This is a genomic window from Enterococcus sp. DIV1444a (assembly GCF_051712125.1).
GTDB classification, from domain to species: domain Bacteria; phylum Bacillota; class Bacilli; order Lactobacillales; family Enterococcaceae; genus Enterococcus; species Enterococcus faecalis.
In genome coordinates, this window is the sequence record NZ_JBIOOG010000001.1 from 1,047,781 (window position 1) to 1,065,909 (window position 18,129).

General features: G+C 36.4%; 22 protein-coding genes. 18 read left to right on the forward strand and 4 right to left on the reverse strand.

The window, feature by feature from the left end; genetic code table 11:
* The first annotated feature begins 4 nt into the window (after positions 1-4).
* Positions 5-517 carry a metallophosphoesterase gene (locus IGI87_RS05230; protein WP_438736412.1) on the forward strand — a complete coding sequence of 171 codons (513 nt, stop codon included), beginning with the start codon at positions 5-7 and terminating at the stop codon, positions 515-517.
* 93 nt (positions 518-610) lie between these two features.
* Here the strand turns inward: IGI87_RS05230 and IGI87_RS05235 are convergent, their stop codons facing one another.
* Positions 611-1,375, reverse strand: a complete 765-nt coding sequence (locus IGI87_RS05235) for a DeoR/GlpR family DNA-binding transcription regulator (protein WP_002382117.1) — start codon at positions 1,373-1,375, stop codon at positions 611-613.
* Positions 1,376-1,568: 193 nt separating this feature from the next.
* On the opposite strand from IGI87_RS05235, the gene ulaG reads away from it, so the two are divergent.
* From ulaG to IGI87_RS05310, 15 genes are all read left to right on the forward strand, one after another.
* Complete coding sequence (gene ulaG / locus IGI87_RS05240; RefSeq protein ID WP_438736413.1) at positions 1,569-2,636, forward strand: L-ascorbate 6-phosphate lactonase; 1,068 nt, start codon at positions 1,569-1,571, stop codon at positions 2,634-2,636.
* 17 nt (positions 2,637-2,653) lie between these two features.
* Complete coding sequence (locus IGI87_RS05245; protein WP_002358021.1) at positions 2,654-3,112, forward strand: PTS sugar transporter subunit IIA; 459 nt, start codon at positions 2,654-2,656, stop codon at positions 3,110-3,112.
* A gap of 12 nt (positions 3,113-3,124) precedes the next feature.
* Positions 3,125-4,612: a PTS ascorbate transporter subunit IIC gene (locus IGI87_RS05250; RefSeq protein WP_002366460.1), complete on the forward strand. Its 1,488-nt coding sequence runs from the start codon at positions 3,125-3,127 to the stop codon at positions 4,610-4,612.
* A 14-nt stretch (positions 4,613-4,626) separates the two neighbouring features.
* Positions 4,627-4,926, forward strand: a complete 300-nt coding sequence (locus tag IGI87_RS05255; RefSeq protein WP_002358018.1) for a PTS sugar transporter subunit IIB — start codon at positions 4,627-4,629, stop codon at positions 4,924-4,926.
* Between the two features lie 13 nt (positions 4,927-4,939).
* Entirely contained in the window at positions 4,940-5,578 is a 639-nt protein-coding gene (locus IGI87_RS05260) for a 3-keto-L-gulonate-6-phosphate decarboxylase UlaD (RefSeq protein ID WP_438736414.1), read from the forward strand.
* A gap of 4 nt (positions 5,579-5,582) precedes the next feature.
* Positions 5,583-6,443 carry an L-ribulose-5-phosphate 3-epimerase gene (locus IGI87_RS05265; protein ID WP_438736415.1) on the forward strand — a complete coding sequence of 287 codons (861 nt, stop codon included), beginning with the start codon at positions 5,583-5,585 and terminating at the stop codon, positions 6,441-6,443.
* Positions 6,433-7,143 (forward strand): L-ribulose-5-phosphate 4-epimerase, encoded by a 711-nt coding sequence (locus IGI87_RS05270; RefSeq protein ID WP_242365808.1) that lies wholly within the window; start codon positions 6,433-6,435, stop codon positions 7,141-7,143. Before IGI87_RS05265 ends, IGI87_RS05270 begins: the two co-directional genes overlap by 11 nt.
* Before the next feature lie 257 nt (positions 7,144-7,400).
* Positions 7,401-7,889, forward strand: coding sequence for a cyclic-di-AMP-binding protein CbpB (cbpB, locus tag IGI87_RS05275; RefSeq protein WP_113793807.1), 489 nt, complete (start codon positions 7,401-7,403; stop codon positions 7,887-7,889).
* 80 nt (positions 7,890-7,969) lie between these two features.
* A complete protein-coding gene (gene dapD, locus IGI87_RS05280; RefSeq protein ID WP_438736416.1) occupies positions 7,970-8,671 on the forward strand; it encodes a 2,3,4,5-tetrahydropyridine-2,6-dicarboxylate N-acetyltransferase in 702 nt (233 codons plus the stop codon).
* 36 nt (positions 8,672-8,707) lie between these two features.
* Positions 8,708-9,877 (forward strand): N-acetyldiaminopimelate deacetylase, encoded by a 1,170-nt coding sequence (locus IGI87_RS05285; protein WP_438736417.1) that lies wholly within the window; start codon positions 8,708-8,710, stop codon positions 9,875-9,877.
* 256 nt (positions 9,878-10,133) lie between these two features.
* Positions 10,134-10,730: a MerR family transcriptional regulator gene (locus IGI87_RS05290; protein WP_240185112.1), complete on the forward strand. Its 597-nt coding sequence runs from the start codon at positions 10,134-10,136 to the stop codon at positions 10,728-10,730.
* A gap of 30 nt (positions 10,731-10,760) precedes the next feature.
* A complete protein-coding gene (locus IGI87_RS05295) occupies positions 10,761-12,443 on the forward strand; it encodes a hypothetical protein (protein WP_438736418.1) in 1,683 nt (560 codons plus the stop codon).
* Between the two features lie 30 nt (positions 12,444-12,473).
* On the forward strand, positions 12,474-13,154 hold the full coding sequence (locus tag IGI87_RS05300) for a WxL domain-containing protein (RefSeq protein ID WP_002366469.1): 681 nt from the start codon (positions 12,474-12,476) through the stop codon (positions 13,152-13,154).
* Between the two features lie 62 nt (positions 13,155-13,216).
* The gene (locus tag IGI87_RS05305; protein WP_438737399.1) at positions 13,217-14,227 is read left to right on the forward strand and encodes a WxL protein peptidoglycan domain-containing protein; all 1,011 of its coding nucleotides are present in this window, start codon (positions 13,217-13,219) and stop codon (positions 14,225-14,227) included.
* Positions 14,220-14,453, forward strand: a complete 234-nt coding sequence (locus IGI87_RS05310; RefSeq protein ID WP_113793812.1) for an LPXTG cell wall anchor domain-containing protein — start codon at positions 14,220-14,222, stop codon at positions 14,451-14,453. The genes IGI87_RS05305 and IGI87_RS05310 overlap by 8 nt, the downstream gene beginning before the upstream one ends.
* An 18-nt stretch (positions 14,454-14,471) precedes the next feature.
* Here IGI87_RS05310 and IGI87_RS05315 read toward each other — a convergent pair whose 3' ends face one another.
* The gene (locus IGI87_RS05315) at positions 14,472-15,392 is read right to left on the reverse strand and encodes a mechanosensitive ion channel family protein (protein ID WP_002382128.1); all 921 of its coding nucleotides are present in this window, start codon (positions 15,390-15,392) and stop codon (positions 14,472-14,474) included.
* Positions 15,393-15,560: 168 nt separating this feature from the next.
* On the opposite strand from IGI87_RS05315, the gene IGI87_RS05320 reads away from it, so the two are divergent.
* The gene (locus IGI87_RS05320) at positions 15,561-15,923 is read left to right on the forward strand and encodes a hypothetical protein (RefSeq protein WP_162782428.1); all 363 of its coding nucleotides are present in this window, start codon (positions 15,561-15,563) and stop codon (positions 15,921-15,923) included.
* Between the two features lie 28 nt (positions 15,924-15,951).
* Positions 15,952-16,824: an aldo/keto reductase gene (locus IGI87_RS05325; protein WP_438736419.1), complete on the forward strand. Its 873-nt coding sequence runs from the start codon at positions 15,952-15,954 to the stop codon at positions 16,822-16,824.
* Positions 16,825-16,874: 50 nt separating this feature from the next.
* On the opposite strand, the gene IGI87_RS05330 is transcribed toward IGI87_RS05325, so the two are convergent.
* Positions 16,875-17,597 carry a gamma-glutamyl-gamma-aminobutyrate hydrolase family protein gene (locus tag IGI87_RS05330; RefSeq protein WP_438736420.1) on the reverse strand — a complete coding sequence of 241 codons (723 nt, stop codon included), beginning with the start codon at positions 17,595-17,597 and terminating at the stop codon, positions 16,875-16,877.
* A gap of 142 nt (positions 17,598-17,739) precedes the next feature.
* Positions 17,740-18,114: a lactoylglutathione lyase gene (gloA, locus tag IGI87_RS05335; RefSeq protein WP_002358003.1), complete on the reverse strand. Its 375-nt coding sequence runs from the start codon at positions 18,112-18,114 to the stop codon at positions 17,740-17,742.
* Positions 18,115-18,129 lie beyond the last annotated feature (15 nt).

An 18,129-nucleotide genomic window follows, 5' to 3' on the forward strand; every position in this document is an offset into this window, starting at 1 on the left:
ACGTATGAAAATCTTGGTAGTAAGCGATAATCATGGCGACCGTGACTGTTTAGTTGACTTAGTGAATCATTATGAAGGACAAGTCGATGCACTCTTTCACTGTGGTGATTCTGAATTAGAACCGACAGATGAACTTTGGCAAAAATTCATTGTAGTGCAAGGAAATTGTGATTTTTATGATGAATTTCCCAAAACTGTGTCTAAAAAAGTGGGGGATCAAGTTATTTACATGACACATGGTCATTTGGCCAATGTTAGAATGGGTCTCACGACACTTGCTTTACAAGCGGAAGAAGCAGGAGCGACAATTGCCTTATTTGGTCACACCCATGTACTTGGTGCAGAGCGACACAATAACATTCTTTTTGTTAACCCAGGAAGTATTCGTTTACCTCGTGGGCCAGTTCAAGAGAAAACATATGCCATAATTGAAAGCACGCCTGAACAATATCTTGTTCAGTACTATAACAAAGAGCATCAACCGTTGGAACGATTAAAGGCAACGTTTACGAAGTAAGTGAATGTTAAGAAATAAGTGCTACTTTTTTATTTATCAGATTTTGAGCGTAAGACAAAAATCCAAAAGAGATTTTTGTCCTACGCTCTTTTTTTAGTCGACTTGGATAACCTTTAAGCCGGTCTTACGAAGTTCTGTAATTAAAGTTGATGAGCAATGTTTGTCCGTAATCAAACAATCAAAAGCGGTAATATCAGCAATTTTAAATTTAGAAGTCAAGCCGATTTTTCGATGGTCTGCGACCAGAATTTTTACTTTTGTTGTTTGTTTTATCATAAGCTCATTAATTTTTGCTTCATTGAAAATTTTTGTAGTGACTCCATGTTCTAAACTGACCCCGCTACAGCCAATTACGCAAACATCGGCATGCGTTGCGGTGATTGTGTTAATGGCAATATCTCCTACCAGAACTTCTTTGGGAAAACGTAATTCGCCTCCGGTCAAAATATAATTGTATTGAGAAACATGAGGCTTGGTGGCAATTTTTAAATTATTCGTTACGATGGTCAGATGATCGGCCTTTAAATAATGGAGAATATTCAAAGCAGTGGAACTTGAATTGATGAAAACGGTATCATAATCACTTAGATAGCTGCAAGCGACACGAGCAATGGCTTGTTTTAATAACTCCGGTCCTGATTGATCAAAGTCTTTCTGATTTTGGTCGTTGTAAATACAATACCCATATTTTCGAATGATGTCATTCTTAGTTTCTAAGACATTTAAATCACGACGAATTGTGCTTAAGGAAACATTTAAAGCATCTGCTAATTTATAGGTAGTCATTTGTTTGTTTTTTTGCAGCAGTGCGAGAATGTTTTGTTGCCTTTTTTCAATGGTTTCTAAGGAACTTTTCAAGTGATATAACCTCCTTTAATTATTTTTTTGGACACGGTCCCCCATGAAATAGTATAACTCATGGGAAAACAAAACACGTAAAAGAATCATTAAAAGTGCAAACAATCATATAAAAGGGTTTTCATTGTGATTTTTTGCGGCTATGATTTTCTTATAAAGCATAACACAATCATTTGAGAAGAGGAGTGGTAGCATGAGCAAATCGATTCATGAAATTACAAAAGAAAGTTGGTTGAAGGCGACATTTCCAGAATGGGGCACTTATTTAAACGAAGAAATTAATCAGACGAATGTGCTTCAAGGAACGGTTGCACTCTGGTGGCTTGGTTGTACAGGCATTTGGCTGAAAACGCATGAGAACACGAATATTTTATGTGATTTATGGTGTGGAACAGGAAAACAAACGCACGGGAACGGCTTAATGAAAAACGGCCATCAAATGATGCGCATGAGTGGTTGCCAAAAAATGCAACCTAATTTAAGAACACAACCTTTTGTGATTGATCCTTTTGAAATAAAAGAGGTAGATGCTTTAGTTGTCACACATATTCATTCAGACCATTTGGATATTCACACAGCTGCTGCTGTTCATCAAAATTGTCCTAAGGCTCTATTTATTGGTCCAAAAGAAGTAGTGAAAACATGGCAGCGTTGGGGTGTTCCGGCAGAAAAAACACGCGTTATAGAACCTGGTCAAGAAATAAAAGTGAATGATGTGAATGTAGTGGCCTTGGAAGCTTTTGATCGAACCGCGCTAATTACTTCTGATAATCCTGAAAATACCTTTAAAGGTAAAATGCCTCAGGACATGAATAAACTAGCTGTCAATTATCTATTTGAAACCTCAGGTGGTACGGTATATCACGCCGGAGACTCTCATTATTCTAACTTGTTTGCGAAACATGGTAATCAATATGCAATTGATGTTTGCTTAGGAGCATATGGCGAAAATCCTCGCGGTATCACAGATAAAATAACTTCTGTTGATATGTTGAGAATGGCAGAATCTTTAAATGCGAAAGTAGTCATTCCTGTTCATTATGATATTTGGTCTAATTTTATGGCGGATCCAAAAGAAATCATGGAAATTTGGAAATTTAAAAAAGATCGTTTACATTATCAATTCAAACCATATATTTGGCAAGTGGGTGGCAAATTTGTTTATCCAGATGACAAAGACAACTTAGAATTTAACTTTGATCGTGGCTTTGATGATGTTTTTGTTAAAGAAAATGATACACCATTTCCTTCATTCTTGTAAGAAAGGCTGGATGTACAATGTTAACTTATTTTTGGGAGCAAGAGCTTATTCATTACCCTGATAAAGAACCGGTTAGTTGGCAAGAGGCGATTCAGGAAAGTTGTTTGATTTTACTCCAAAAACACATCATCGATCAGAGTTACGTCGATGAGATTATCCAGTGTGTCGAAACGTTTGGACCTTATATCATCATTGCTCCTGAAGTAGCCATGCCACATTCATCAGAGGAAAGCGCAGGCGTTTTTGGAACGGCCATTTCTTTTACAAAATTTAAGCAAGCAGTCACTTTTGCTGGCGATCAAGAAGCAAAAACAGCAACATTATTTTTTACATTGGCAGCCCAAAATCCCGCCGAACATCTTGAAAATATTCAGCAATTGATGGATTTATTGATGACGGATGGCGTGATTGCTGACTTGTTAGAAACAAACACGCCAATGGATTTTAAAGAAGTTATGGAGAAATATCAATTATAGGGGGAAAAATCAATGGGGGAGTTCTTGTTAAATAGTTGGACTTATTTTGCTACGAACGTTTTAACACAGCCAGCATATTTGATTGGTTTCATCGTGTTATTAGGTTATCTCTTGTTACGGAGGCCCTTTTATGAATGTTTAGCAGGTTTTCTGAAAGCGACAGTTGGTTATTTTATTTTGAGTGTTGGTTCTGGTGGTTTGGTTAATAATTTTCGCCCTATTCTAGTAGGCTTGAAAGAGCGATTTAATTTACAGGCAATGGTTACCGATCCATATTTCGGGCAAAATGCAGTTGATGCAGGCTTGATGAAAACCTTTGGACGAACCTTTGGTGATGTGATGATTTTGTTATTGATCGCATTTATTATGAATATTTTGCTGGTTCGTTTTCAAAAATATACAAAATTGAGAGCCGTTTTTACAACAGGGAATGTTCAGATTCAACAAGCAGCTACCGCTTTCTGGATTTTACTCTTTTGTTTCCCTAACTTAGGTAGAATCGAAGTACTAATTTTTATGGGCTTAATTCTTGGGTGTTATTGGGCAGTTGCTTCAAATTTAACGGTAGGAATTACGCAGGAATTAACAGAAGGTGCTGGTTTTGCGGTAGCCCATCAACAAATGTTTGGTATATTTATTTTTGCAAAATTAGCAGAATGGTTGAAAAAACGTGATCAAAAGAAACATCGTTCAGAGAAGGTCGATAAAAAATTGGAAGATATCGAATTACCAGGATTTCTATCCATTTTTAATGAAAATATGGTTGCTACGTCCATTTTGATGCTCTTTTTCTTTGGCATTATCTTGCTTGTTTTGGGACAAGATTATTTAATTCAAGCTAAATTTATGCAAGAAGGGCAGAGTTTCTTCTTTTATATCATGACCACTTCATTAAATTTTGCTGTCTATTTAGCTATCTTACAATTAGGCGTTAGAACCTTTGTCGACGAGTTGACGCAGTCATTCCAAGGGATTTCAAATACCATTTTACCAGGCGCTGTTCCTGGGATTGACGTAGCAGCGACTTTCGGGTTTGGCTCGCCCAACGCAGTAACAATTGGGTTTCTCTTTGGCGCATTAGGCCAGTTTTTAATGATTGGCTTACTGATTCTATTAAAGTCTCCGACAATCGTTATTGCGGGTTTTATCCCATTGTTTTTTGATAACGCTGTCATAGCTGTTTATGCAAATAATCGTGGCGGAGTAAAAGCTGCTTGTTTATTCCCCTTCCTTTCAGGTTTAATCCAAGTAGGTGGCTCAGCTTTATTTGCTACATGGATTGGATTATCTCAATATGGCGGTTATTTGGGCATGTTCGATTGGGCAACAGCTTGGCCGTTATTTACAATCATTATGAAAGTTCTAGGCTATGTTGGCGTAGCGGTGGTGGTGATTGGGTTATTAATAATTCCGCAACTTCAGTATCGGAAAAATCCAGAAGGTTACTTTATGATTGTCAATGATTATGAACAATATGCTAAAAAATTTCAAGAGAATTAAAGGAGGAATTTGAAATGAGAATACTTGTTTCCTGTGCCAATGGTTCTGGCACGAGTCTCATGATGATGCGGAGTGTTGAAAAAGCAATGAAAGAACTAGGTGTACCGATTACAAAAATTCATCATTGCGCCATTTCAGAAGGAAAAAGCTCTGCTAGCCAATACGACGTTGTTTTTACTCCAGTCAATTTTTTACAAATGTTTCAGCAAGCAGAAAAACGCGGAGTCACAGTGATTGGCATTAAAAATGTAATGTCTGCAAAAGAAATTCAAGAAAAATATATGGCTTCAGATCGTTATCAAAAATCTGAATAAAAGGGTGAGAAAGATGAAAAGACCAAACTTACAAATCGCTTTAGATCATAATAGCTTAGAAGACGCTTTAGCAGATTGTATGAAAGTCGGAGAAATTGTCGATATTATCGAAGTTGGCACTATTTTGTGTTTACAAGAAGGGCAAAAAGCAATTCGTTGTTTAAAACGTATGTTTCCTAATAAAACAATTGTTGCTGATACAAAATGTGCTGATGCGGGCGGGACAGTTGCTCGTAATGTCGCACAAGCAGGTGCTGATTTCATGACGGTCATTTGTTGCGCCACCTTGCCAACTATGGCTGCAGCTCAAAAAGAAGTCCGAGAATTACAAGTAGAACTATATGGAGATTGGACAATGCAACAAGCGCAACAATGGCGAGAATTAGGGATTAATCAGGTGATTTATCATCAAAGTAGAGATGCTCTTTTAGCTGGCGGCAGCTGGGGAGAGAAAGATTTGAATAAAGTTCAAGAACTAATTGACTTAGGCTTTGAAGTGTCCGTCACAGGTGGTTTAACTGTCGAAACGCTTGAATTGTTTCAAACAATGGCAGTTGCAACATTTATTGCGGGCCGTGGGATTACCGAAGCGAAAAATCCTGAACAAGCAGCCAAAGATTTTCAAAAAAAAATCGATCAGATTTGGAAGTGATAAAATGGCACGAATTGGACTGTATGAAAAAGCACTCCCGCAAAATTTAACTTGGACAGAACGATTAACATGGGCCAAAAAATTAGGGTTTGATTTTTTAGAAATGTCAATTGATGAATCCGATGAACGTCTAGCACGATTGACTTGGACACCAAGCCAGTTACAAGAACTTTCTCAATTAATGGTGAAAGAAGATTTTTTTATCCATTCTTTGTGTTTAAGTGGTCATCGGCGGTTTCCATTAGGCTCTTTAAATAAAGAAACACGTGAAAAAGGACGGGAAATTTTATCTCAAGCGATTCATTTGGCCCATCAATTAAACATACGGGTAATTCAAATAGCTGGCTATGACGTCTTTTACGAAGAAAAAACTGTCGAAACAAGGGAATTTTTTCTTCAAGGTCTGAAAAATGGCGTTGAGGAAGCGGCACAATACGGTGTCATTCTGGCTGTTGAGATTATGGATGATCCTTTTATGAATAGCATACAAAAATTTCTAGAGATTAAGGAACAAATTCCATCCCCTTTTTTGCATGTTTATCCTGATTTGGGTAATTTGTCTGCTTGGCCGGAAAATAATCCGGCGGTTGAGCTTGAAAAGGGAATTGCTGAAATCGCTGCTATTCACTTAAAAGACACCTTCGCTGTAACAGACACATTTGAAGGGAAGTTTCGGGAAGTTACTTTTGGAGAAGGCTGTGTTGATTTTACAGGCTTATTGAAAACACTCAAGCGGTTAAACTATAGTGGTCCTTTTTTAATTGAAATGTGGAATGAAACGGATTTGAATTTTCAAGAAAAAATTCAAGCCGCGCAGCAATATCTCTATCCCAAATTAGCAGAGGTGGGTTATTATGAACAATAAAGCAATCATTCAAGCAATGAAACAACGTGTTTATGAAGCGAATCTGGCTTTGCCAAAACTGGGCTTAGTCAAATTAACGTGGGGCAATGTTAGTGAAATCAATCGGTCATTAGGGATTATCGTAATTAAACCAAGCGGCGTCGAGTATCAAGAAATGACCAAGGAACAGATGGTAGTGACTGATTTAAAGGGACAACTATTGGAAACCAATGCGTTAAAGCCGTCTTCTGATTTACCCACGCATCTTTATCTCTATCAAAAAATGCCAGAAATTGGAGCGATTGCTCACACGCACTCTCTGAATAGTGTTACATGGGCTCAAGCAGGGCGAGCCTTACCTCCTTACGGTACAACCCATGCGGATGCTTTTTATGGCGCTGTACCCTGTACAAGAGCGCTTTCTGAAAGTGAAATTAAAGAAAATTATGAAGAAGAGACTGGCAAAGTCATTGTTGAAACATTTCATGAACAAGAACTAGATCCTTTAGCAGTTCCAGGTGTGCTAGTTTATGGACATGGCCCATTTACTTGGGGAATGACTCCGGCAAAAGCAGTTGAAAACAGTTTGATTTTAGATGAAATCTGTTCAATGGCACGTTTGACGGAAACAATTAATCCAGCTGTTGAACCAATTGATCATTTTTTATTGGATAAACACTATCTTAGAAAACATGGGATTTCTGCTTATTATGGTCAGTGATGGCTACGATGAAACGTGTGAAAAAGAAGGATAATTGACTGATTAATTGGTCTTTTATAAAAACTTAGTTGTCTGTTATGGGACAACTAAGTTTTTATTTTTTTAAGAAAGCGTTCTCTTATTTTGGATGAGAATAGAACAAAACGTTAATTTTCGTTTGTTAAGTTATGAAGAATTTGCGAATTCCAAGACTTTTTTCGCAGAATTAGGTACAATAAGTTATGTGTTAAAGAATTAGAAATGGAGGCAACCCAATCATGATAGGGACTGCTGTAAAAGAATTATTATTAGAAAAACAAGAAACGTTTTTAGTACCCGCCGAAAATGTCGCCAATGTAATGTGTTTAAATCCATTAAGTCACGCGGCATTAGTCTTATCGAAAGTTCGCTATTCCAAGATTCCTGTGTTAGATAAGGGAGATCGCTTTGTTGGCTTAATCGGCTTGACAGACGTTGTAGATAAAATGTTTGATTTGACTTCAGTGGATTTTGAAAAATTGAACGAATTTACTGTGGCCGATGTAATGGAAGTTAATGTTCCCGTAATTGGTGAATCGTGGGATTTAGAAGAAGTGTTGCATTTATTAGTAGATGCTTCTTTTTTACCAGTGGTTGATGATAACCAACGCTTTAAAGGCATCATTACACGCAAAGAAATTTTAAAAGCGGTCAATCATATGGCGCATGAGTTAGAAAAACATCATCTTGTTCTACCGAAACCAGAAGAAGAAATGAAAGTAATTTAAATAAAACGCAAGAAACGCTTTACTTTTTTCTCATAAATGCGTTATTCTGTATGATAACACGAAGTAAAGGAGTGCTGTGATTGGACGCATATGAGATTATTCAATATATTGGCGATGCCAAAAAGCAAACGCCTGTTAAAGTAACACTGAAAGGGCAATTAAAAGAAGTCACGTTTCCTGAAACAATTAAGGTCTTTAATAATTGTAAAACTGCGACACTGTTTGGCGATTGGGCTGACGTAAAACCTTTTTTAGAAGCAAACAAAGAAAAAATTGAGGATTATGTTGTAGAAAACGATGCGCGTAACTCAGCAATTCCTTTTCTTGATCTGAAAGACATCAATGCCCGGATTGAACCTGGTGCTTTGATTCGCGAAAAAGTTGAAATTGGCGATCAAGCGGTGATTATGATGGGGGCTATTCTAAATATTGGCGCCGTCGTTGGTGCAGGGACTATGATTGATATGGGTGCTGTTTTGGGCGGTCGTGCAACTGTAGGAAAACATTGTCATATTGGCGCGGGAACGGTTTTAGCTGGTGTCATTGAACCACCAAGTGCCGCACCTGTAGTTATTGAAAACGAGGTTGTCATTGGAGCGAATGCGGTCGTACTAGAAGGGGTTCGTGTTGGTGAAGGTGCCGTTGTGGCTGCTGGGGCAGTAGTTGTGGAAGACGTTCCAGCGCATACCGTTGTCGCAGGCGTGCCAGCAAAAGTAATTAAACAGATTGATGATAAAACCAAGAGTAAAACAGAGATTTTAGAAGAATTACGTAAACTCTAAAAATAAATTAGTCAGTCGCGATGAAGAAACTTCTTCATGGCGGCTTTCGATTACCCCAAAAATGAAGGAGTGGCTTTTGTGGAGCAAGAAGAATTAATTGCGATTAGACGGCAACTACATCAAATACCTGAAATCGGTTTAGAAGAAAAGGAAACACAAGCCTTTTTACTTAATGAAATTGATAAAATGAAGCAACCTTATCTGCAAGTTCGAACATGGCAAACTGGGATTTTAGTCTTCATAGAAGGCAAAAATCCTCAGAAAACCATCGGCTGGCGTGCTGATATTGATGGTTTACCTATTCAAGAGGAAGTGATTTCTGCTTTTCAATCAAAACGACCAGGGTTTATGCATGCCTGTGGGCACGATTTTCACATGACAATCGGCTTAGGGGTTTTGAAAGAATTAAGTCAACAGCAACCAGACAATAACTTTTTATTTTTATTTCAACCTGCTGAAGAAAATGAAGCAGGGGGAATGTTGATGTATGAAGACCACGCGTTTGGTGAGTGGTTACCTGATGAATTTTATGCGCTTCATGTTAATCCTGATTTGCCAGTCGGAACTATTAGTACCAGAGTAGGGACGTTGTTTGCTGCCACTTGTGAAGTGAACATTACCTTAAAAGGAAAAGGTGGACATGCGGCTTTTCCACATCAAGCAAATGATATGGTCTTGGCGGCCACCAATTTAATTCAGCAAGCGCAAACGATTGTTAGTCGAAATGTTGATCCTGTGGTCGGGGCAGTCGTTACCTTTGGGACTTTTCATGCAGGGACTGCCTGCAATGTGATTGCAGAAGAAGCAACTTTATCTGGTACAATTCGCACATTGACAGCAGAAACCAACGAACAAACGCAGCGAAGAATTCGCGAAATTAGTGAAGGAATCGCGCAATCTTTTCAATGTGAAGTATCTGTTCATCTTGATCAAAAAGGGTATTTACCTGTAGTAAATGAGCCAGCGTGTACCACGAATTTTATTGAATACATGAGTAAACAAGCAACAGTTCAATTTCGACAAGCGCCAGTTGCAATGACAGGTGAAGATTTTGGCTATCTGTTGTCTAAAGTCCCAGGCACGATGTTTTGGCTAGGAGTGGCAAGCCCTTATAGCCTTCATTCTGCCAAGTTTGAGCCGAACGAAGAGGCGTTATTGTTTGGGGTGGAGGCAGTTAGTGGCTTTTTAAAATCATTGGATAATTAGAAATTTGTTCGATGATTTTAATATTATTAACTATCTGCTCATAGATAATATCAGAGGTCGATATAGAGGTGCTTAGTTCTACTCAATACGTAACGCTGCTTCTGTTCTCGCCTTTTATCAGTCTTTAAGCCTAGGACAAAAATCCAAAGTGATTTTTGTCCTAGGCTTTTTTTTTATTTTAAATTATGAAAAAATACTTCGAAATACTTGAAAGTTACGTAACGTAATGAAGTATTCTAAACTAGGAGGTAAAAAAATGATATCAATAACAGAACTAGCTAAGTTGTTTAAGACGACGGTCAGGACAATCCGTTATTATGAAGAAATTGGGTTAATAGAGCAAGGAACTAGAATAAAAGGAAAACGATATTATCATCAACAACGTATAGTTGAACGAATGAATAATATTTTTTTTCTGAAATCTTTAAAGTTAAAATTGTCAGATATTGAGTTAACTTTAAATAATCCGTTTTTTATAAAGCCTTTAATTATAAATATTCGTTTAGGCTTAGTTCGTATTGAAATAGATCATTTAAATAAAGAAGTAATTAAATTAAAAAGGTGTTTGGAAAAATATTCTTGGGAGGAAATGCCAGTAATTAATGAAGCTATCGTCAAAGAAATGAAGAAACAATATATTCATTTATATCAAGAAGAAGAAAAAGTTTATCAGAAGAAACAAATAACTGCTGAGGAAGCACGTTTATTCGTTGAATTTTATAAAAGTTGGCATGAAAAGGTGGGGATTCAATTAACGGAAGAACATATTCGGCTGATTGCTTTTCATCCAGAAATTGGGTTTAAAGAAAAAAAGATAAAAGAGCTCTTTCAAAAATTCTTTCAAGAAGACTGAACAATAATTTTATAAAGGAGGTGAGATTTAATGAAAAAGTGGGGGCTATTTTTTATACTCGTCAGTATTTTCTCATTCCCCTCCAATTCTTATGCTATTAGCAGCAACGGGAAAGTAACTTACACGCCAGAAAATTTACAACAGGATCCTTGGAAAGGTGGCGTTGTTACCCTTGAGGATAACTATACTGTCAACAATAGCGATATTAGTTATAATCCTATTTTAAGTCAAACTATCGATTTTAAAATAGTCTGGGTAACACCAGAAGGAATCTCTGGGCAACAAATGGCGCAGTCATTAACAAATCATTCAACCATTGAAATTGGTAACCAGATAGTGCTAATAGATAAACGTTTATTAAGCTATTCTGGAAATACAATAACATACACATTTAATAAAAGCGGGTTCGATTTTTGGGCATTACTTAAATGGCTTGCGTCGCTACTTTTTAATCCAGAACTGACAATTAAAACAAGACTTGTTTTAGATGTAAATGCGCTATCTAAAAATAATGAAGCAGATAAAAGCGTTTCTAAAGTAGTAACAAACAATAAATTACCACCTAATCGTCTAAAGAGATTACAGTTTTCTTCTCAATTTTATAATCGAAAGCAACAAAATATTTTAAATCACTCAACAGAGTTAACGACATGGAACAGCTACATTTCTCCTTGGAATGTCCAACAAGCAAATGGCGAAGTGAATGGTAAGCAGGATGATACACAAACAGATGGAACCACTGAAGTAGTAGGAGTCAACAGAGTTTTAAATGGTGAAAATTATTTAACTAGGACAATTCAGGTACCTATTACAGAAACTATCAACCCTAATCAATATATGCGAGTGATAAATCTGTATACTAAAACCCCGGTGACACCATTGCTTCAAGCTGATTCTCAAGTCATCTCTGAAGATATTTATGAAGAAAATGCCATTCCTTATTTTAGTAGAACAACCAGGTATACTTTTAAAGGAACTGACGGGCAAATAAATTTAAGCCCAGTTCAAATGTTGGTTCACCAAAAGACATTTTTAAATTTGACGCTACAAACATTTCCTGAACAATTGCAAGTGAATCAGCCATTCGAAGTAACCGGAAAAGTTGAATCCGAGGGAACAAACGATACGTATTATTATAAAATTGATACAGGAAACAGAGTAATTGCTGAAAACAAAGGAAAAAATAAAGAAGTAAAAATGGAAATTGAAGGTTTGTCTGAGGGGAAACACCAAATTACGGTTGGGGTGAACAATGAGTACGGGTTAATAAAAGAGGAACAATTTACCGTTAATGTAATTAATGAAGAAGTTAAGCTCACTTCAATTACAAAGGAGATTAATTTTGGTCAGCATCCAATTCCAGAGCCTGGAGACCAATTATTTAACCAAAATGCGTTTTCTATTCAAGTAATAGATACTTATCTATCTGAAAAAAACTGGGTATTATCAGCAAAAATTGAGAAAGTAATGCAGACCGAGACACAATCTTATTTACCTGCAGACCTTTATATTGAAGGGAAAAACAAAGAAATCATTAAATTAAGTAATGATTTTGCGCCTATTTTTATCAATGATAGAAGAAATAATGGGTTAACAAAGCCTATTGATTTTAAACCAAATCAAGGTCTGTTTTTAAAAATGAATTCAGCAAATGTCAAAACAAAAGAAACCTACCAAGGATCCATTCAATTTGTCTTGAATTTAGGACCCTAAAATATAAAAAAAGAAAGAAGGAACAAGAAAATGAAAAAAAGAAATTTAATGATGATGTTAGGATTATCTGTTAGTGTATTAGGAAGTCAATTTGTTACTGCAAACGGTGAAGAAGTTGAAGGAAATGGTGCTTCAACTAACGCAACGCTATTGTTTGAAGAGAATAAAACACCAACGGATCCAGTGATTCCCCCAATTGACCCAACCGATCCAACCGACCCCAACGGACCAGATAAGCCCACTGGAAATACAGAAGCACTAAGGATTGATTTAGCGCCAAATTTTCATTTTGGTAAATTTTCAGTCGGAAGTGGCGAAAAAATTGCAAACAATACTAGAAAAAATAGTAATTTACAAGTAACAGACGGTCGCGGAACTTTAGAAGGTTGGGTGGTTTCTGTTTCAAGAACTGATTTTAAAAATGGTGATCATTTATTACCCGCTGCCTTAACGCTTAGTCCAGGAGAGGTAAGTGATGGAAAAAATAATAAAGTTGAATTGACAGGAAATAGTACAAAAAAAGTTGTGGTCAATACCGAAGCGCAACCTATCTTTTCAGCAAACAAAAATGAAGGTGGTGGAACGTACTATCAAAATTTTGATGGCGAACGTGCCACGCTAGCTTTTAATAGTAATGAAGCTAAAAAAGGATTATACAATGCAGAAATAAAATGGACGCTGACTTCACGTATTAATGAAGGTGCTAAATAGTGAAAAAAGTTTCAAAAAAAAAGCTGAGAATAGTGCTATTTTTCTCAGCTTTCCTTCTAAGTATGCTTACGAATGGAACATTGTCAATCATTGTAAATGCTGAATCGAATCAAGAACAACTATCTTATGAAGTAAAGCCATTGTTAGAAAAAGAACAAACAGACTCTAGTCTTGACTATTTTTATTATCAAGTAGCTCCAAATGAACAAAAAAAGATTGCTGTAGAAATTAAAAATCATGCTAAAAAGCCTCAAACATTTAATGTAGAATTTAATCGTGCCAACACAAACGGAAATGGTATGATTGATTATAGTTTAAATAAAAAAATAAAAGAATATGAAGGAACGAGTAAAATAGATATTCAGCAATTGGTAGACAAGCCCAATCAAAAAGTTACTGTAGAAGCAAACAGTTCTAAAACAGTCACTTTCCATTTGACATTACCTGAACATCGTTACGAGGGTATTTTATTAGGTGGTATATATGTAACGTTGATTAATGACATGTCTCAGAAAAAAAGCCAACAATCAGTGGGAATTGAATTACAACATACGTTAGCCTATGCAATCGCAGTGATGTTGCAAGAAGAAATTCCTTATCAAGGTGGTAATCAATTGAATGTTGATTCACTAAATATTGCTGAAAAAGATAACCAATCTATTTTAAAGATACACATGCAAAATCCTAAACCGAATGTTTTAAATAAAGTAAAAATGACTATCAAAATATATCGAGAAGGCGAAGATAAATTATATTCTGAAATGGTGCAAGAAAATATGAATTTTGCACCAGAAGATTGGTTTTCTCTCGAAGTTCCGTGGGCGAGAGAAAAAATTCAAAGTGGGCGATATGAGGCGCAGCTTTTATTTTCCTCAGGAGAAAATAATTGGGCCTTTAAAAAGAAATTTAGCGTGACACAAGACGAAATAAAACAAATTGAAAAGAAGGTGATTTCCCAAGATAAAAAACCGATGAGTAAACTTAATATTTATATATTTATTACGTTAATGACAATAATAATCATTTTGCTCATTTTATTATTGGTGAAGAAAAGGAAGGGATTGGATGGATGAAACAAAGGCGACGTTGATAATGGAAGAAAACTCGAATGAAATAATTAGTGGAGGGAATGTTTCTGATCTTAAAACAAATTATTATATTTCATATAATAGTGAAAGGACATTGCCAGATACAGGAGAATACAATTCTTTGAGTTATCTTTTTATGGGAGAAATACTTTTAATTCTTCTATTTATTTTAGTGATGTATAAAAAAAATAGCCACCAGACAAGCCAATAAACGTCTGGTGACTGTTTTTTATTTTGCAATAATGGGCGTATTGGGAATCGTAAAGCCTGCCTCTGTTAATGCTTTGATATATTGGGCTAAAAATTCTTCTTTGACCGCAAATTGTTTGCCGTTTAGTACATACATGGTCGTTCGTACCGCAAAGTTACCATTGCCTAAATCAACCATGCCAAAAATATCTGGTCCAGTTTGGATACTTTCGATATACTTTTCTTTTAACGTTTCATTGACTTCTGTAATCACTTCACAAATTTTTTCATAGCCTTCTTCAGGATTGATTCGGACATCAATTAACACTTGCATATTGGCACGAGATAAGTTACTGATTGTGGTGATGTTTCGATTTGGAATAAAATGAACGGTTCCGTCAACTGCTTTGATTTGAGTGGTTCGTAATCCGACAGAAGTAACAGTTCCTTCAATATTTAATGCCAATAAGCGAATATAATCGCCTACATCCATTTGTTGTTCCAGAATAATGAAAAATCCAGTAATTAAGTCATTCATGAAGCCTTGAGCCCCTAAACCAATGGCAACTCCGGCAATTCCCGCTCCGGCTAATAATGAACCAACAGGCACCCCGACAATTGTCAAAAGAGAATAGATAAAGAAAAAGAACAGTGTATATTGAAACGCATTGATGATTAAAGTGTGTAACGTTTTTAAACGGCTTTCACTAAAATGTTGCTTTTTACTATAATTTGCATAGGTGCGATCAATTAAATATTTCCCAATTCGCTGAATAATAAAAAATAGGAAAATTAAAAATAAAATGGATAAACTTTTTTCGATTAAGGTAGCGACAATTGCATCCCAGTTAATATTATTCCAAAAGCGTTGCAACGCGCTCACTTTTTTTACGGTCGCTTCTGCTAAATCAGGAGCAGAAGAATCGACTGTTTCAGTACTGGCTAAACCAAGTATCAACATAAAAATCCAACTTTCTCTAAAATTTCTTCTTTTAGTATACTAAATCTCTCGGCGAAAGGGGAAGAAAATAGAAAGTTTTTTTAAGACTTAACATGTTTTTTTAGGAATGTTATAATTTTGTAAATAAATAATATCTTTTATAATTTTGTTAAAGGTTGTGAATGCTGCGTGAAAGTTTCAATTGAATGGGCAAAAAATGATTTACTTTCTAAATTACCTGTAACAATTTTTATTGATGAACGATGTGCTACTCGCTTGACGGCTGATAAGCGACGGACATTCATTTTCCACAGTCCGGTTACTTTACGATTAGGGAGTCGTTTTTTTAGTAGTCAGATAATCGAAATTGCGGAATCATGTACATTGAAAGTTTCCTTTAATTGGTCTTGTGTTTATCTTTTTTGTATCTGGTTACTTGCAGTTAAACTGTGGATTGGAAGCGTTAGTGGTCGGACAATTGTAGTTGTGGCACTAATCGGCGTGCTGACTTATTGGCGTCGTTATTTATTGAAAATAAAGAAAATGACCTGACAAGTCGTGATTGTTTCGTCAAAGAAGAATGCGTAGTATACTAAAAGTAATGAAAATGAAGGGACTGAAGAAACACATGACTTTGGATAAAACAAAAAAATTAGCAAACGGTAATGAAATGCCACGCCTGGGTTTAGGCGTTTGGCGTGTAGAAGATGGCTCAGAAGCAACAAATTCAGTAAAATGGGCTTTAGAAGCGGGTTATCGCTTGATTGATACGGCAGCCGTTTATAAAAACGAAGTAGGGGTGGGCGAAGGAATTCGTCAATCGGGTATTCCCCGCGAAGAAATTTTCGTGACGACGAAATTATGGAATGAAGATCAAGGCTATGAAAATGCGATTAAAGCGTTTGATAAAAGCTTAGAAAAACTAGGGTTAGACTATGTTGATTTATATTTAATTCACTGGCCTGTTGCAGGTAAATATAAAGAATCATGGAAAGCGTTAGAAGAAATTTACGCAAGTGGTCGCGCCAAAGCAATTGGTGTTTCCAATTTTCATCAACATCATTTGGAAGATTTATTAACAGAAGCAAATGTTGTGCCAATGGTGGATCAAATTGAATTACATCCTACGTTAACACAAGAACCGCTACGAAAATATTTAGCCGAAAATAAGATTGCCGTGGAGGCTTGGTCTCCTCTCGGACAAGGTAATCTATTGTCTGAGCCAGTACTAGTGAAAATTGGTGAAAAATATGGCAAATCAGCGGCCCAAGTGATTATTCGTTGGCACTTACAAAATGATATTATCGTGATTCCTAAATCTGTTCACGAAAAAAGAATTCAGGAAAATTTTGCTGTCTTTGATTTTGAATTAACACCAGAAGAAATAGCCGCAATTAATCAGTTAAATAAGGATCATCGTTTTGGTGCAGATCCAGATAATTTTGATTTTTAAGTATGATAGCAAGTAAAAACGGAGGGGCGAAAGACGTCCCTCCGTTTTTACTATAATTTTTGAACAAAGTAGTTAAAGAGTGCTTGGGATTTGGCATCACGTGCGTACATTAGTTCAGGATGCCATTGGACAGCTAATAAAGGCTGCTGTTCATTTGTTGATTCCACTGCTTCTGCAAGGCCATCAGAGGACCAAGCAGTAACGCGTAAATCTTTTCCTAAAGTATGTAGTGCTTGGTGATGGTACGAGTTGACTTGACCAGTTGTACCATATATGTTTGATAATTGACTGTCTGGTTCAACATCAATACGATGCGTCGCAAAGATTGGTTGAGTGGGTTGTTGTCCATGCTTAACTGACCATTGAGGATACATCGATAAATCTTGATATAATGTGCCACCTAAAGCAACATTGACTAATTGCATTCCACGGCAAACCGCAAAAATAGGTTTGTTTTGTTTTAAGGCTTCTTCAATTAGGGCTAACTCAAACGCGTCACGATGACGATTTGTTTCTTCTAATTTTATATGGGGTTCTTGTCCGTAAAATTCAGGGGCAACATCTTGACCGCCTGCTAAAAGTAGTTTATCAATTTGTTGTATATACGTAGCGGCTAATTCTTTGGGGCCAATTGGCAAAACGAGAGGAACGCCACCTGCGGCTTGAACAGCGCTGACAAAACCTTGTGGGGTGTAAGTCACTTGATTGCCGTGAAACACTTCAGCTGCCTGCAATAGTTGATTGCCAGCGATTCCAATAATTTTTTTTGTCATAATAACATCACATCCTCAATAAATTCATACGTTCTATTGTAGCACTTTTTTTGAAAAAAGTGTTTGAGAAGAAGTCGAGACAAGTTTTGTCTCAGACAGCTCTCAAACACAAAAAGCTCAGTAAGTGAACAAGTGAAACTTTTTAACGTTCACGGATGACTTCGATTTTATAACCATCTGGGTCGACAACAAAGTAATAAGATGGTGCAGTTCCAGGTAAGCCTTTTAAGTCAGTGACAGTTAAGCCAGCCGCTTGATGTTTTTCGTGTAATCCTTCTAAATCATCTGTACTGATGGCGATATGGCCATAACCGTTTCCTAAATCGTATGCTTCATGATCATAATTATAAGTTAGTTCTAGTTCGTAGTCGTCTCCTGGTAAAGTTAAATAAACCAAAGTAAATTTATTTTCTGGAAAATCACGACGGCGACTTTCTTCAAAATTGAAGGCTTTTTGATAGAAATCTAATGATGCCTCTAAATCTTTTACACGCACACATGTATGAGCCATTTTCATAGTTAAAAACTCCCT

Bases quoted from the DNA above. Each gene is read 5' to 3' on its own strand.
- IGI87_RS05315 (WP_002382128.1), bottom strand. From the start codon at position 15,392: ATGTTGATACTTGGTTTAGCCAGTACTGAAACAGTCGATTCTTCTGCT.
- IGI87_RS05295 (WP_438736418.1), top strand. From the start codon at position 10,761: ATGAAAAAGTGGGGGCTATTTTTTATACTCGTCAGTATTTTCTCATTC.
- IGI87_RS05290 (WP_240185112.1), top strand. From the start codon at position 10,134: ATGATATCAATAACAGAACTAGCTAAGTTGTTTAAGACGACGGTCAGG.
- gloA (WP_002358003.1), bottom strand. From the start codon at position 18,114: ATGAAAATGGCTCATACATGTGTGCGTGTAAAAGATTTAGAGGCATCA.
- IGI87_RS05265 (WP_438736415.1), top strand. From the start codon at position 5,583: ATGGCACGAATTGGACTGTATGAAAAAGCACTCCCGCAAAATTTAACT.
- cbpB (WP_113793807.1), top strand. From the start codon at position 7,401: ATGATAGGGACTGCTGTAAAAGAATTATTATTAGAAAAACAAGAAACG.
- IGI87_RS05325 (WP_438736419.1), top strand. From the start codon at position 15,952: ATGCGTAGTATACTAAAAGTAATGAAAATGAAGGGACTGAAGAAACAC.
- IGI87_RS05245 (WP_002358021.1), top strand. From the start codon at position 2,654: ATGTTAACTTATTTTTGGGAGCAAGAGCTTATTCATTACCCTGATAAA.
- IGI87_RS05260 (WP_438736414.1), top strand. From the start codon at position 4,940: ATGAAAAGACCAAACTTACAAATCGCTTTAGATCATAATAGCTTAGAA.
- IGI87_RS05285 (WP_438736417.1), top strand. From the start codon at position 8,708: ATGGCGGCTTTCGATTACCCCAAAAATGAAGGAGTGGCTTTTGTGGAG.
- IGI87_RS05310 (WP_113793812.1), top strand. From the start codon at position 14,220: ATGGATGAAACAAAGGCGACGTTGATAATGGAAGAAAACTCGAATGAA.
- IGI87_RS05250 (WP_002366460.1), top strand. From the start codon at position 3,125: ATGGGGGAGTTCTTGTTAAATAGTTGGACTTATTTTGCTACGAACGTT.
- IGI87_RS05300 (WP_002366469.1), top strand. From the start codon at position 12,474: ATGAAAAAAAGAAATTTAATGATGATGTTAGGATTATCTGTTAGTGTA.
- IGI87_RS05255 (WP_002358018.1), top strand. From the start codon at position 4,627: ATGAGAATACTTGTTTCCTGTGCCAATGGTTCTGGCACGAGTCTCATG.
- ulaG (WP_438736413.1), top strand. From the start codon at position 1,569: ATGAGCAAATCGATTCATGAAATTACAAAAGAAAGTTGGTTGAAGGCG.
- IGI87_RS05270 (WP_242365808.1), top strand. From the start codon at position 6,433: ATGAACAATAAAGCAATCATTCAAGCAATGAAACAACGTGTTTATGAA.
- IGI87_RS05230 (WP_438736412.1), top strand. From the start codon at position 5: ATGAAAATCTTGGTAGTAAGCGATAATCATGGCGACCGTGACTGTTTA.
- IGI87_RS05330 (WP_438736420.1), bottom strand. From the start codon at position 17,597: ATGACAAAAAAAATTATTGGAATCGCTGGCAATCAACTATTGCAGGCA.
- IGI87_RS05305 (WP_438737399.1), top strand. From the start codon at position 13,217: ATGCTTACGAATGGAACATTGTCAATCATTGTAAATGCTGAATCGAAT.